This window comes from Shewanella sp. FJAT-52076 (assembly GCF_019457455.1).
GTDB classification, from domain to species: Bacteria; Pseudomonadota; Gammaproteobacteria; order Enterobacterales; family Shewanellaceae; genus Shewanella; species Shewanella zhangzhouensis.
The window spans coordinates 635202-648606 of sequence record NZ_CP080415.1 but is presented as its reverse complement, the minus strand read 5'-3'; the positions used below and the strand labels follow the sequence as shown (position 1 = coordinate 648606).

Below are 13405 nucleotides of genomic sequence, written 5' to 3'. Positions count from 1 at the left end.
TGGATGCCAGCCTTAACAGATATGTCAATTTGTACTCAGGTTGCAGAATTTCAGCGTTTTTTTATTAGCCAAACTATGCTTATACATATTCAAATGCAGGTTAGGACTAATTAGAAAGCATGCTGGGTTTTTCTCGTCAGGCGGTGAGCAGCAAAATCGGTCGCAGGCTGATGATTTCGATCGTGCTGTTCAGCTCGCTTATCACCCTCATCACCACCGGCTATCAGCTGTTTAATGACTATAACGGCGATCTTAACCGTATCGATCGTGCCTTCTCAAACATCGAGAAAGTGAATCTCGACGTACTGGCGGCCAGTATCTGGGTGATTGATGAGCGTCTTATCAATACTCAACTTGAAGGCCTTATCCAGCTGCCCGATATTACCTATATCTCCATCGATGACGACAGCGGTCAGCATTGGAGCCGTGGTGCGCCCATCGACAAGAACTTTATCGAGAAGGTGTTTTCTCTGAACTACAGCTCCGGCAGTGAAAGCATCTCTGTGGGTAAACTCACCATCCAGGCCGACTTGAATGCCGTGTACGAACGTATTTATGACAAGGCCATAATCATATTGCTCTCCAACGCCATCAAAACCTTTTTGGTGGCCGGTATGATCCTTATCCTGGTGTGGCTCAACATTACCCGCCACCTCAATACCCTGGCAGCCTATTGCCAGGACATCAGCGTCGAATATGAGTATCAGCCGCTGACGTTTCAAAAGCGCGGTGCCCAAAACGAATTCGATCAGGTCGCCCTGGCAATAAACGAAATGCAGGAGCAGCTGCATCGCTCATTCGGTGCCTTGAAAAAGTCCAAGTCCGACTTGCAACACGCGCTGGAAGACCGGGAACGGCTGCTGGAACTGGAGCGTTCATATAAGGAAGAACTCGCCAAGCAGGTAAAAGAGCGCACCATGGAGCTGGAACAGTCGCTGGTGATTCTGAAACGGGCGCAGGAAGCGCTGGTTGAACAGGAAAAAATGGCCGCCCTCGGTGGTTTGGTGTCCGGTGTGGCCCACGAAATCAACACCCCAATTGGGATTTGTCTGACCGCCGCCAGCACCCAGTTGGCTCACATCGATGAGCTAATCAGCCTCATTCACAGTGAAGAGGCCACCCTGGAGGAAATCAACGCCATCCTCGAAGAGTATCAGCAAAGCTGTGAACTCATCGTCAGCAACATCACCCGCGCAAGCAACCTCATCCAGAAGTTCAAAACCATTGCGGCAGAAAACAGCCATGAGGCCCACGAGCAAATCCCCGTTGCCCAGCTGTGCCGTGACATTCACGACTCTACGCAACTTATCTATGCGCCAACAGTGGCCAATATGGAACTGGATATTGCCGATGAATTGCAAGTGGAAACAAACTACAGCCTGCTCAACCAGATCCTGAGTAATCTGATGTCCAACATCTATGCCCATGCCTTTGCACAGGGACGGGAAAATCTGTTCCGGGTAGAGGCGTATCTGGAAAACCGGCGCCTTATTATACGCCTTGAGGATAATGGGCCCGGGATTTCAGCCGATGTCGCCGAGCATATGTTTGAGCCCTTTTATACCACCACCCGCGCCCGGGGCGGCACTGGGCTGGGATTATCGGCGGCATTCAACGCAGCCACCCTGCTGAAAGGCAGCGTGCGTTATGAAGGAAAGTCAACCCTGGGAGGGGCCTGCTTTGTCCTCAGCATACCGGTAAAACGGGATGACAATCTGCAGGCCAGCGACTCAGTCAAAGACGGCTATCAATTCCATATTTAGGCTTTTTGCTTAAGCCACATCAACACCCGGCTCACCGCCATAAAACCAAAGGTGCCGGTGACCACGGTCACGGCGCCGAAGCCTGAAGCGCAGTCCATTCGCATGCTGCCACCTTCGGCAGGCTTGGTGGCACAAACCTCGCCATCCTTACCCGGATAAGTCAGCGCCTCGGTGGAAAACACCGCTTCGACGGCAAACTTGCGCTCGAGATTACGGGAGAAATTGTATTCACGACGCAAAATATTGCGCACCTTGGCAAGCAGGGGGTCCTGAATGGTGCGGGAAAGATCTGTCACCTGAATTTTCGTGGGATCCAACTGGCCGCCGGCACCGCCCACGGTAATGATGCGAATTTTGTTGCGTTTGCACCAGGCTATGAGTGCGGCCTTGGGTTTAACGGCATCGATACAATCCACCACATAGTCGATACCGCATGCGGGCCCCAGATACTCGGCGAGGTTGTCGGGGGTGATAAAGTCTTCCAACTCGTCAATCTGGCATTCAGGGTTGATAGCGCGGATACGCTCTGCCATCACCGCCACTTTGGACTGGCCTATGGTGTCGCTCAATGCGTGAATTTGGCGATTGGTGTTGGTCACGCACACATCATCCAGATCCATCAGGCTAAGGTGACCGATGCCGCTGCGGGCAAGGGACTCTGCCACCCAGGTGCCGACGCCCCCTATGCCTATAACCAGCACATGGGCTTGCTGAAAACGCACCAGCGCCTGCTGACCATAGAGTCTGCCAATACCACCAAATCGGTCCAGATAGGACTGTGTCAGCTGCTGTTCCACCTGTGGATCCCCATGCCGTAAAAAACGCCGCATTCTAGCCTAAAGTGCCGCAGCCCGAAAGCACGGGACGTTTCAGAGCGGCTTGATACAAATCAGGCCATGTGTGCCTGACATGTTAGCACTGTCAGCGACAGGTTCCAGAAGATAAATCGAGCGGTTACACTTTCAGCAAAAACCTGTTTTATCAAAGTAAAACAATAGGATATAAACAAGCCTCATTTTATTTAGCGTGATCTGGATCACGCTCTGCCTTTTAACGGACTGCCACACTGCTGCCGCATTCAAGAAAGGGGCGACAACCCAACGCCCCTGTCCCGTCAATAGTGAGGAATCCGCCATGAAAAAATCTCTTATCGCATCGGCCGTTGCCACGGGTGCCGCCCTGTCTTCTTTCGCCACCCTGGCTGATGGCCCTGCGTTTTATGGCCGTGTCGACCTGGCCGCCACCAATTCCAATACAGGTTACGCCACCCAAAACCAAAAAGATGGCACTGTATTTGAAAACAATTTCTCTTGGCTCGGCGTAAAAGGCAGCGAACAGCTTAGCCAAAATATCGCTCTGATTTATCAAATGGAATTTGGCGTAAATAACTTCGACAATTCAGGCGACACTTTTAATACCCGTAACACCTTCGTGGGCCTGCAAACTCAAGCGGGTACCGCTTTAATTGGCCGTAACGACACCGTATTCAAACAGTCAGAAGGAGGCTTCGACCTGTTTGGTAACACCAACGCAGATATTGATCTGCTGGTGGCAGGGCAAAGCCGCCTCGGTGACAGCATCACCTACTACTCCCCGAAAATCGCTGACATTCTCACGCTGAACGCCACCTACGTCATGGAAGATAACTATGAAAAAGGCAGCTGGTTCAATCCCGGTGAAGACGATGAGTGGAGCGGTAACACCTATGCTCTGTCCGCGACCCTGGGTGACAAGGCCCTGAAGGCCCAAAACTACTATGTTGCAGCTGCATACAACGATGGCCTGGATGGCATTAGAGCTTACCGCGGCGTGGCTCAGGTTAAATTCGGGGAGCTGATACTCGGCGCGCTCTATCAAAACTCGGAACATGTGGCAGATAAATATAGCAATCTGGAAGGTGACACCTGGTTTATCAACGCCGGTTACAAGCTGGGTAACACAACCCTGAAGGCCACCTACGGCCAGGACGATTCAGGGCTGGGTAAGTATGTCGGCCGCATGGTGGGTGATTCTGATTTTGGCATGGAACAGGTCGAGAACGTCGATTTACAGCAATACACCCTGGGTGCCGATCATCGTCTGAGCAAAAATACTTTGGTTTATGGTCATTTCACCCGATTTGATGGGGATATGTTGCTTGGCGGCACCAAGGTCTCTCTGGACGACGACGTGATCACCCTGGGTCTGCGGGTAGACTTCTAAGCATCTGATAAAAATACCCATAAAAAGCGACCTTCGGGTCGCTTTTTAATGCAAAAAATTTGTCACTTTTATTGCAGTTATATGCATCACTGCTAAAGTTAAATCAAATTTGTCGACATGAATTACCCATTTAGAGGTAGTAAGCACTGATTTTTACTCGATTTATCGTAAAAATGCCCTCAAGAAAGGATTCAGTCACAAAAATGCCTTAAATCCTTCCTGTACGGCCTGAAAATTTGATCCACTCCACAACTTGTAATCGGCAAACCTGTAAAAATCGTCGGCAACTTTGTTACGAGGCTGGCTGGATACCTGTAACAAACCAGCGAAAACAACTCAATAACCATAAAAATGGAATAGAACTTCGGTTCTAGGGAGCATGTAAACATGAAGAAGACCCTTATCTCTGCATCAGTAGCATCGGTAATGGCCCTGGCATCATTCGGCGCGCTGGCCGAAGGTCCTCAGTTCTACGGCCGTATCGAGCTTGCAGTAACCAACTCTGATGCCAGCTCTACCCTGCAATCCGGCACCAATGGCGCTACCGTAGGCGAAAGCGGCACCTACTTTGAAAACAACTTCTCTCACCTGGGCGTGAAAGGCTCTGAGAACATCAGCTCTGGTATCGATATCGTTTACCAACTGGAGTTCCAGGTAGAAAACACCTCTTCCAAAGGTGATACCTTCAAGCCACGTAACTCATTCCTGGGTATCAAGACCGGTGCCGGTACTGTACTGGTAGGTCGCAATGACACAGTATTCAAACAAGCCGAAGGCGGTGTTGACGTATTCGGTAACACCAACGCGGATATCGACCGTCTGGTTGCTGCTCAAACCCGTAGCGCCGACGGTATCTGGTACTACTCTCCAGTCATCGCTGACCTGGTGACCCTGAACGCCACCTACCTGATGGAAGACAACAACAGCAGCGACGACGCTCAGTATGCCCTGTCTGTAACCGTGGGTGACAAAGGCCTGAAGAAGCACAACTTCTACCTGGCCGGTGCCTATAACAAGGGCATCAGCAACGTAGATGCATACCGTGCCGTTGCTCAGGTAAAACTGGGTGGCTTCAAGGTAGGCGGTCTGTTCCAGAACACTGAAAAAGTGGACAGCGGCAACGACAACAACACTTACTTCGTCAACGTGGCTTACAACCTGAGCGGTGTAAACCTGAAAGCCGAATACGGTAAAGACGAAGCAGGTTTTGGTAAGTACTACTCTTCTCTGAAAGGCACTGAGCCAGCTACCGATGTAAACGTAACCAGCATCACAGTGGGTGCCGATTATCGCGTATCCAAATCCACCCTGCTGTTCGGTCACTATGCCATGTATGAAGGTGACCACGTGGTTGCCGGTAACAAGGTTGACCTGAAAGACGACAACGTGTTCACCGTAGGTGTACGTTACGATTTCTAAGCCTTGGCTTAACCAAATCGGAGGCCGGGTTTAAAGCAACCGGCCGCCGTGAAGGCACAAAAAAGCGACCGCATGGGTCGCTTTTTTTATGGTCGCCTTACCAGAAATGCCAACGGCAATAGAGAGATTACTTACGCACCAACAGGTAAGCAGCTTCATTGAGCCAGGGCACGGTTTTTTTTACAAAGCGGGGGTTGTCGGCAAGCACATCCTGACTCTCAAGCGTTGTGACCTCAAAATATGCCCCGATGAACTCCTGCACCCAATCGGGTGAAACCGCAAAAGGTGGGCCCATCAGGGCTTCCTGAGGATAGTCGAGGGTAATGAGCAATCCCGGCGTACCGGCGGGGATCAAGGCGGCGAGCTTACGCACATAATCGATGCGCATCTCTGCTGGCCAGGCGATGAGGGCGGCGCGATCGTAAAAACCACTGCACCCGGATATCAGATCATTATCCAGGGTGAAGAAGTCACCCTCAATCAAGGTAACGCCCTGTGCACTGTGATGTACGTGCTCACCCAGGGTGCGGCTTTGGGGCTGTGCACCTGCGGCTTCAAAAAACTGGCTCACTGCCAGTGCCGACAGTTCGCTGCCGATAACCTCGTGCCCCTGGGCGGCCAGAAATTCCATGTCGAGGGATTTACCGCACAAGGGGACAAACACCTTGCCTTTGCCTTCAAGTTTCAGGCTTTCCCAGTGTTTGACCAAGAATGGGTTGATATCCGATTGATGAAATCCAATCTGTTGTGACTGCCACTTGTCGTGCCAGAATCCGGGCTCCATGACCATCCCCTATGACGAAAAAAGACGCCTTACTCTAGCGGCAAAGTCTGGGGGATGCAAAGCTCGCTTCAGGGCGCGTTCAGTGCCTCGTTCACCTGACGCAACCAAACACAGTTTTCACACTGGCACTTGCGCCGGGTCAGGTGATAGGGCGACAAATTGGAGTCGACAAAGTCTACGGCCACCAACAACTGCTGCCTCAGATCTTCTTCGCTTTTCTCTTCCAGCGATACCAATTCGTCATTGTGATTCATCCACACGCATTCCATGCCCTGATGGCAATAGATGCAGCGCTCATCGACACTGTTATAAAAGCCCGAATGGGGGCAGTGCCTCAGTTCCATCGACTGAATGATACGCTTGCGTGCAAAGTCATACAGTTCAATCAGTTGTTGTTTCTTTTGGGCGTTCATCCTGCCCTCCTCAATCGCCGCCAGCCTGCGGTTAAGCAAAGTATAAATTGATAAAAACACCTTAGCCTGTGCTGTCTGCGCCGGAGTTGATTTGCATCAAAATGGAGGGTAAAAAACTTGGGTAGGCAGCCGCTAAATACCTTGCCTGTCTGCGGCGGATATGGCTTTAATGATGGATTGATATCAGCGCCGGGGATCCCGTTTTTGTCCGCCCAAACGCCACAGCTGCAACACTTCTATATTTCTGAAGAACAATCCATCTACCTGCTCAAGGCCGACGACGCCCGTAAACACAAGGCGTGGGTGCGCCTGTGTAAGCAACAGCTGTCCAAACTGGGTTACAGGGACATAGAGTTTATTGGCAAGGGCGCCTATGGCTTTGTGTTTGCAGGGGTCAACGAGGCCGGCGAAGCACACGTATTCAAGTTTTCCCGTATTACTTTGCCCCAGCAAATCCAGGACAGGCTGGAAGAAGAAGCCTTTATGCTATCCCATTGCCGCCACCCCAATGTGCCGCCGCTGGTCAAATTTGAGCGTGTGGGCAAACAGGGGATTCTGGTGATGGCCCGAGCTCCGGGGGAAGAGCTGGAGCAGCTGTGTCGGCGCCGAGGCGCACTACCTATTCCCATGATAATGAGCATTGCGCGCCAGCTGGCTGATTTGCTTGTGTATCTTCGCACCGGCAGGCCGTTGGTTCACGGCGATATCAAACCATCCAATCTGGTTTATGACGAAGCCACCGGCCATTTGTCCCTGATTGACTGGGGCTCGGCGGTGTTTGCCCAGCGAGATGAACTGGGGCGGCCGGTGGAAGAACATGTGATGAATCTGCTCTCCAGCGACCAGCAGCACACCAATGCCCGTATGGGGGATGTGTACTTTATCGGTGATGAACAGCTCAGTGGCGCCCTTTCGAGCCCCCGATTCGACGAGCAGGGGGTAGCGGCCACCCTGTATGCCCTGGCATCGGGACAAGCCAGCCGCTTTGGTTCCCGGGTTATTCCGCCCACCAGCATTGGCCTGCCGATGGAGCTAGCCCGTACTCTCGAAGCCATGCTCAGTGATGATGCCCAGACCCGTACCCGGGGCGGCGACTATTTCCTTCGCAGCATGCGCCACAGTCACCGCCTGCTGTTACCGAATATCCCCCGCCCCGAGGCCATGGCCGAAATTCCTGTGTGGGTACAAAACCGTGGCAAAGAGGTAGATACGGTGAGCTACAGCTCGCGCAAGTCCTTTTTACGCGAGCACAACGCCGATGAACCCATCGCCCGAGTCGATGATGTGCAGCTGGATAAGTACTACCGCAATTTCCTGGCCGGCATGGGGGATACGGAGAAGGGCTTTATCGCCGCGGTGGGCAGATTGGGGCAATACCCCATAGTGGGCGGACTCGCTATCCATTGGCAGCAGGACGGGGTATTTATCGACTCCAATCTGGCGCTCCACGACGCCGCGCTCAAGCAGGCGTTGGTGCAGGCGGTCAATAACATGGTCACCCTGGCCAGGGGCATAGGTCGCCTCGGTACCTTCAAGGCCTGCTTTTTTAATGCGAGGGACACTCTGCACATCAGCCGGGATTCGACCAGCGGCACCTTTGTGGCGAGCCCCGCTCAGCAGTTACCCTTTGAAGTGGGCGATGTGCCCATGTTGGAAGACAAGTCGCGGCTGCACTCGTACTTTGAAGATGGCAAAGATCCGGACGAAAATCTGGAGCTGCCCGCCGAAATCATGACCGAGCTTGGCTGGCTAAACCAAATTCACCACACAGGCTGCATCATCTTTGAGGCCCTTGGCGATCACTTGAAGATCCACAGCTACTTAAAGCTGCTTAACCCGCGCAAGCAGGCGGCCTTCAGGGCCAGCCTCGACAGGATTTTGCACCATGTGGATAAAATTCACGGTAACGGCGTATCGGGCTTTATGAAGCTGCCGTACAAGAACACCCGCAGGTTCGCCAAAATCAGTACCAAGCCCGAGGCCTTTTATCCCAAAGATCCCAGGCAGTTACAATCCGAAACCTGACTTATAGAGTGTGAGACAAGATGCTGAGAGCGCGCGGCCAGTATACCCGGCGCGCGGCTCAGTCTTTGGGCTTGTTGGTGTCAGACTGGGCGGCATCACCTTCACTGGCCGGATTTTTCGGCTGGTCCAGCTGATGACTTCGCGCCATGGGGTCATCTTTGCGCTCAAAGTCGCCGTCAAAGGTGTTGCCCCCATCACGATTAAAGGGGGCATTTCCGAAAGGACCCTGGCCGAAGGGACCTTGACCAAAAGGACCCTGACCAAAATTGGCGCCAAAACCGCCCTGACCTACCACTCTCAGTTGCAAGCGCTTCAGCAGCAAGGCAGCCAGGGGTTTGCGGGTAATGGGTGTCAGCAGCAGCAAACCGATAAAGTCGGTGACAAAACCCGGGATCAGCAGCAAGACGCCGGCCATGGCCAGCATCATGCCCTGAACCAATTCGGACGTGGGCGCCTCCCCCTTGGCCATTTTCTGCTGCGCCTGCATCAGGGTGGACAATCCCTGACTGCGCACCAGAGATACCCCCACCACCGCAGTAAAGAGCACCAGCGCCACTGTGGTCAGGCTACCGAGGGCTTCACCAACCCGAATCAGCACCGAGAGCTCGACCACGGGGATCAGGATAAATATCAGAACAAAAGCAAAAAACATGGCGGCCTCTAATGCAGTGGGTTGCAAGATATATGGGGGCTGTCCGGTCAAATTTCAAGAGTATCGGCTGTCGCTGCGGGGAAACAACCCGTATCACTATTTCAGCTTTCTCTTAATGCAAGAGTCAGACAAAACACGTAAAGTGTTTGCCAACCTGAGCTTAAGGCTAACTTAGCAGCCTTAAGGGAGTTTTAAACCTTGGGAGAGATCATGGCACATTCCATGGATGACTATATCCTGGTTATGACCACCTGCCCCTCAGAGGATGTCGGCCTTGCCATTGCCAAACGTCTGGTGAGCAACAGCCTTGCTGCCTGTGTGCAGCAGGGTGGCCCCGTGACTTCGGTGTACCATTGGCAGGGGAAACTCTGTGAAGACAGGGAATATCCCTTATTCATCAAAACCCGGCGGGCACTGTATGCCGAGGTGGAACGGGTGATTTCTGAGCTGCATCCCTACGAGTTGCCTGAGATTATCGCGACGCCCGTAACCGAGGCCCTGCCCGGCTATTTGAACTGGATAAACGACAATACACAATCATGAAAAAAATCATCACCCTGCTGTTTAGCTGTCTGCTGTTATTGGCGCCCTCGACCCATGCCAATGATATTTTTGGCAAGAAGTTCGATTTCCTTAAGGGCGAGCCCGAGCTGATGCCCGTGAATGAAGCCTTTGTGTTCGATGCCGTGCAGGACGGGGATCGGATGCGGCTGTCCTTTGTGATTGCCGATGGCTATTACCTGTACCGCGACAAGCTCAAGTTTGAGGCCGACAACGCCACCCTGGGCGAGGTTGCTCTGCCGCCGGGCAAGCTGCACAACGACGAGTATTTTGGCGAGCAGCAGGTGTTTTACAGCTATGTTGAGTTCACCGTTGCCCTCAAAGAAGCACTGGAGCAGGGCACGCTGACAGTCACCTTTATGGGCTGCGCCGAAGGCAAACTCTGCTTCCCACCCACCAAGGTCAGTAAGCAGCTTGCCGCTGTGGCACCCAACGATGGCAAGCTGTCGGGCGAAACCGCAGAGCAGCTAACCGGCGGCACAGTTTCAAGCACGTCCGCCTCAGCCCCCCTGACTCAACAGGACAGTCTGGCGCAGATGCTGACCGAGGGAAATCTCGGTTGGACCTTGTTGATTTTCTTCGGGTTGGGGATTGGTCTGGCACTCACGCCCTGCGTGTTCCCAATGTACCCCATTCTCTCGGGCATCATCGTCGGCCAGGGTGAAAAGCTGTCCACGGGCCGCGCCTTTACCCTGTCCATGGCCTACGTGCAGGGCATGGCAATTACCTACTCTCTGCTGGGGCTGGTGGTGGCTTCGGCCGGGATGAAATACCAGGCCGCGCTGCAGCACCCCGCCGTGCTTATTGGTCTTGCGGTACTCTTCTTTGTTCTCAGCCTGTCAATGTTCGGCCTGTATGACCTCAAACTGCCGTCATCCTGGCAGGAGAAGATGAATGGCCTATCCAACAACCAGAAAGGTGGCAACCTCACCGGCGTTTTCATTATGGGGGTGATTTCCGGTCTGGTGGCCTCGCCATGCACCACTGCCCCCTTGTCGGGTGCACTGGTGTACGTGGCACAAAGTGGCGACCTGCTGATGGGCTTTGCCGCCCTGTACGTGCTCAGCATGGGCATGGGTCTGCCACTGCTGCTGATGGGCACGTCCGGTGGTAAATTGCTGCCCCGCGCCGGTGCCTGGATGGAAATCATCAAGACGGTGTTTGGCTTCCTGCTGATTGCGGTGTCAGTGATGATGATTGGCCGCATCTGGCCGGGCATGGTGTCTGACTTGCTGTGGGCCCTGTGGGGCGTGGCACTGGCGGGCTACCTGCTGCATCAAAACAAAAAGACCGAGTTCAACTGGAAACAAACCGTGCGCACTGTGCTGCTGATGCTGGGGCTGCTGGCGGCGTTCTCCTACGGCTTCCAGGCTGTGATGGGTGGTTTGGGCTACCAGATGCCCACCAACAAGGCACAGCAAGCCGTGAAGGGAGTTGAATTCAAACGCATCAAGTCGGTGGAAGATCTCAATGCCGAGCTGGCCATTGCCCGCTTAGAAGGCAAGTTTGTAATGCTGGATCTCTACGCCGATTGGTGTGTGGCCTGCAAGGAATTTGAGCACATTACCTTCCCCGACCCGGAAGTGAAGAAGCGCCTGGATAACATGGTGCTGCTTCAGGCCGATGTAACCAGGTCAGACGCCACCGACGTAACCTTGCTGGAAACCTACGATGTGCTGGGCCTGCCGACGCTGCTGCTGTTCGATCCCCAGAGTGGCCTGCGTGATGACCTGAGAGTCACCGGCTTTATGGGCCCCAAAGAGTTTGCGGCGCACCTGGACCTGCTGCAAGTGCATTAATCCCCATTTCCCTTTATAACTAAAGGCAAAGATTTCACTGAAATCTTTGCCTTTTTCATCTCACATTAAATAAAGTCCGCTAAGATACCTGATTTATAGCTGAATTATCTGTTAAGGAGTTTCATGGAGCCGGCCATTCTCGTCATCACCCTCGCTTGCGGCCTCTTGGTCAACCGCGTCGGTTTGCCGCCATTGATAGGATATCTGGCCGCCGGCTTTGTACTCTTTATGTTTGGCATTGAAGAATCCAGTTTGCCGATGCTGCAGCAATTTGCCGATCTCGGTGTAACCCTGCTGCTGTTTGCCATTGGCCTGAAACTGGATATTCGCAGCCTGTTCAAGGCCGAAGTCTGGGCCGGTGCCAGCCTGCACCTGGTGGGCACCATGCTGTTTTTGGTTCCCGTGCTCAAACTGCTCGGTATTCTGGGCTTGAGCCAACTTACCGACCTCAGTCTTAATCAGCTGTCGCTGCTGGCCTTTGCCCTGAGCTTCTCCTCCACGGTATTTGCGGTGAAGGTGCTGGAAGACAAAGGGGATATGCAAACCCTTTATGGTCGTGTCGCCATTGGTATCCTCATCATGCAGGACATCTTTGCCGTAGGCTTCCTGACCGTGTCCAAGGGGGAATGGCCTTCCATCTGGGCGCTGACACTGCTGTTGCTGCCAATAGCCAGACCGCTGATTTACCGCGCTTTTGATCGCGTTGGCCATGGTGAACTCCTGGTGCTCTTTGGTTTGGTCATGGCCCTGGTGCTGGGTGCCTGGCTCTTTGAAGCCGTGGGGCTTAAGCCCGATTTGGGCGCTCTGATTATCGGCGTGTTGCTTGCCGGCCACCCCAAGGCATCAGAGCTTGCCAAGTCATTGTTTTACTTCAAAGAGCTCTTCCTGGTGGCCTTCTTCCTCACCATAGGACTCAATGGGCTGCCAAGCCTGGAAGACGTGGCGCTGGCGGGGCTCCTGGTGGCACTCATTCCCTTCAAGGTCGCCCTCTTTGTGGTGCTGCTGACCCGCTTCAAGCTGCGTTCCCGTACCTCTATGCTGGCTTCGTTCAACCTGGGTAACTATAGCGAGTTCGGTCTGATTGTCGCGGCGGTGGCCGCGTCCAAAGGCTGGCTGCCGTCACAGTGGCTCATTATTATCGCCGTGGCGCTGAGCTTCAGCTTTTTGCTCGCAGCTCCCCTCAACAATATGGTGGGTAAGATTTACCAGCGATACCAGCAGCCCCTCAGACGCATGGAGCGCCCGCCCCTGCATCCGGAAGACAGACCCATCCCCATTGGTAACCCCCGTTTCCTGATTTTGGGTATGGGCCGTATTGGTTCCGGTGCCTACGATGAGCTGAAACTCAGATTCGACGGGGAAATCCTCGGCATTGAGCACAAGCAGGAACTGGTGGACTTCCACCGAGCACAGGGCCGTAATGTAGTGCAGGGCGATGCCTCGGATACCGACTTCTGGGAAAAGCTCGACAGAGCCCCCAACCTGGATCTAGTCCTCCTTGCCATGCCCCATCACGCGGGCAACCTGTTTGCGGTAGAACAACTGAAGAAACAGGACTATCAGGGTAAGATCAGCGCCATTGTCCAGTACGCAGAACACACCGACTCCCTGAAAGAGAGTGGCGTGCACAGCGTCTACAACCTCTATGAAGCTGCGGGTGCGGGTTTTGTGGAACACGTCGCCACGGAGCTGATGCCCGCAGAGGGTGAACTGGCTCAGGCCAGAGGCTGATTTGAAACGCCGCGAATTCGCGGCGTTTTTGTTTGTTCACTTATCGCAAAAATCTC

The 13405-nt window shown here is 53.6% G+C and carries 11 protein-coding genes; 7 read left to right on the top strand and 4 right to left on the bottom strand.

Annotated features, from left to right (window positions below; all coding sequences use genetic code 11):
* Positions 1–119 precede the first annotated feature (119 nt).
* On the top strand, positions 120–1763 hold the full coding sequence (locus tag K0H79_RS02825) for an ATP-binding protein (protein WP_220077236.1): 1644 nt from the start codon (positions 120–122) through the stop codon (positions 1761–1763).
* Here K0H79_RS02825 and tcdA read toward each other — a convergent pair.
* Positions 1760–2548, bottom strand: coding sequence for a tRNA cyclic N6-threonylcarbamoyladenosine(37) synthase TcdA (tcdA, locus tag K0H79_RS02820; protein ID WP_220067791.1), 789 nt, complete (start codon positions 2546–2548; stop codon positions 1760–1762). The two genes, K0H79_RS02825 and tcdA, sit on opposite strands and share 4 nt — an antisense overlap.
* 349 nt (positions 2549–2897) lie before the next feature.
* Between tcdA and K0H79_RS02815 the strand changes: the two genes are divergently transcribed.
* Positions 2898–3965 (top strand): porin, encoded by a 1068-nt coding sequence (locus K0H79_RS02815; protein ID WP_220077235.1) that lies wholly within the window; start codon positions 2898–2900, stop codon positions 3963–3965.
* Between the two features lie 387 nt (positions 3966–4352).
* The gene (locus tag K0H79_RS02810) at positions 4353–5384 is read left to right on the top strand and encodes a porin (RefSeq protein ID WP_220077234.1); all 1032 of its coding nucleotides are present in this window, start codon (positions 4353–4355) and stop codon (positions 5382–5384) included.
* A 127-nt stretch (positions 5385–5511) separates the two neighbouring features.
* On the opposite strand, the gene K0H79_RS02805 is transcribed toward K0H79_RS02810, so the two are convergent.
* Positions 5512–6168 carry a thiopurine S-methyltransferase gene (locus K0H79_RS02805; protein ID WP_220077233.1) on the bottom strand — a complete coding sequence of 219 codons (657 nt, stop codon included), beginning with the start codon at positions 6166–6168 and terminating at the stop codon, positions 5512–5514.
* 68 nt (positions 6169–6236) lie between these two features.
* On the bottom strand, positions 6237–6581 hold the full coding sequence (locus K0H79_RS02800; RefSeq protein WP_220066641.1) for a hypothetical protein: 345 nt from the start codon (positions 6579–6581) through the stop codon (positions 6237–6239).
* A 204-nt stretch (positions 6582–6785) separates the two neighbouring features.
* Between K0H79_RS02800 and K0H79_RS02795 the strand changes: the two genes are divergently transcribed.
* The gene (locus K0H79_RS02795) at positions 6786–8606 is read left to right on the top strand and encodes a protein kinase domain-containing protein (protein ID WP_220077232.1); all 1821 of its coding nucleotides are present in this window, start codon (positions 6786–6788) and stop codon (positions 8604–8606) included.
* A 58-nt stretch (positions 8607–8664) separates the two neighbouring features.
* On the opposite strand, the gene K0H79_RS02790 is transcribed toward K0H79_RS02795, so the two are convergent.
* Complete coding sequence (locus tag K0H79_RS02790; RefSeq protein WP_220077231.1) at positions 8665–9258, bottom strand: FxsA family protein; 594 nt, start codon at positions 9256–9258, stop codon at positions 8665–8667.
* Between the two features lie 210 nt (positions 9259–9468).
* Between K0H79_RS02790 and cutA the strand changes: the two genes are divergently transcribed.
* The 3 genes from cutA (at position 9469) to K0H79_RS02775 (ending at position 13349) form a co-directional block, all read left to right on the top strand.
* On the top strand, positions 9469–9801 hold the full coding sequence (cutA, locus tag K0H79_RS02785; RefSeq protein ID WP_220077230.1) for a divalent-cation tolerance protein CutA: 333 nt from the start codon (positions 9469–9471) through the stop codon (positions 9799–9801).
* Entirely contained in the window at positions 9798–11618 is a 1821-nt protein-coding gene (locus K0H79_RS02780; protein ID WP_220066637.1) for a protein-disulfide reductase DsbD, read from the top strand. The genes cutA and K0H79_RS02780 overlap by 4 nt, the downstream gene beginning before the upstream one ends.
* Before the next feature lie 123 nt (positions 11619–11741).
* Positions 11742–13349, top strand: a complete 1608-nt coding sequence (locus tag K0H79_RS02775; RefSeq protein WP_220066636.1) for a cation:proton antiporter family protein — start codon at positions 11742–11744, stop codon at positions 13347–13349.
* Positions 13350–13405: the final 56 nt, after the last annotated feature.

Excerpts from the sequence above, each read along its gene's own strand:
- K0H79_RS02825 (WP_220077236.1), top strand. The coding sequence starts at position 120 with ATGCTGGGTTTTTCTCGTCAGGCGGTGAGCAGCAAAATCGGTCGCAGG.
- K0H79_RS02815 (WP_220077235.1), top strand. The coding sequence starts at position 2,898 with ATGAAAAAATCTCTTATCGCATCGGCCGTTGCCACGGGTGCCGCCCTG.
- K0H79_RS02810 (WP_220077234.1), top strand. The coding sequence starts at position 4,353 with ATGAAGAAGACCCTTATCTCTGCATCAGTAGCATCGGTAATGGCCCTG.
- K0H79_RS02805 (WP_220077233.1), bottom strand. The coding sequence starts at position 6,168 with ATGGAGCCCGGATTCTGGCACGACAAGTGGCAGTCACAACAGATTGGA.
- K0H79_RS02800 (WP_220066641.1), bottom strand. The coding sequence starts at position 6,581 with ATGAACGCCCAAAAGAAACAACAACTGATTGAACTGTATGACTTTGCA.
- K0H79_RS02790 (WP_220077231.1), bottom strand. The coding sequence starts at position 9,258 with ATGTTTTTTGCTTTTGTTCTGATATTTATCCTGATCCCCGTGGTCGAG.
- cutA (WP_220077230.1), top strand. The coding sequence starts at position 9,469 with ATGGCACATTCCATGGATGACTATATCCTGGTTATGACCACCTGCCCC.
- K0H79_RS02780 (WP_220066637.1), top strand. The coding sequence starts at position 9,798 with ATGAAAAAAATCATCACCCTGCTGTTTAGCTGTCTGCTGTTATTGGCG.
- K0H79_RS02775 (WP_220066636.1), top strand. The coding sequence starts at position 11,742 with ATGGAGCCGGCCATTCTCGTCATCACCCTCGCTTGCGGCCTCTTGGTC.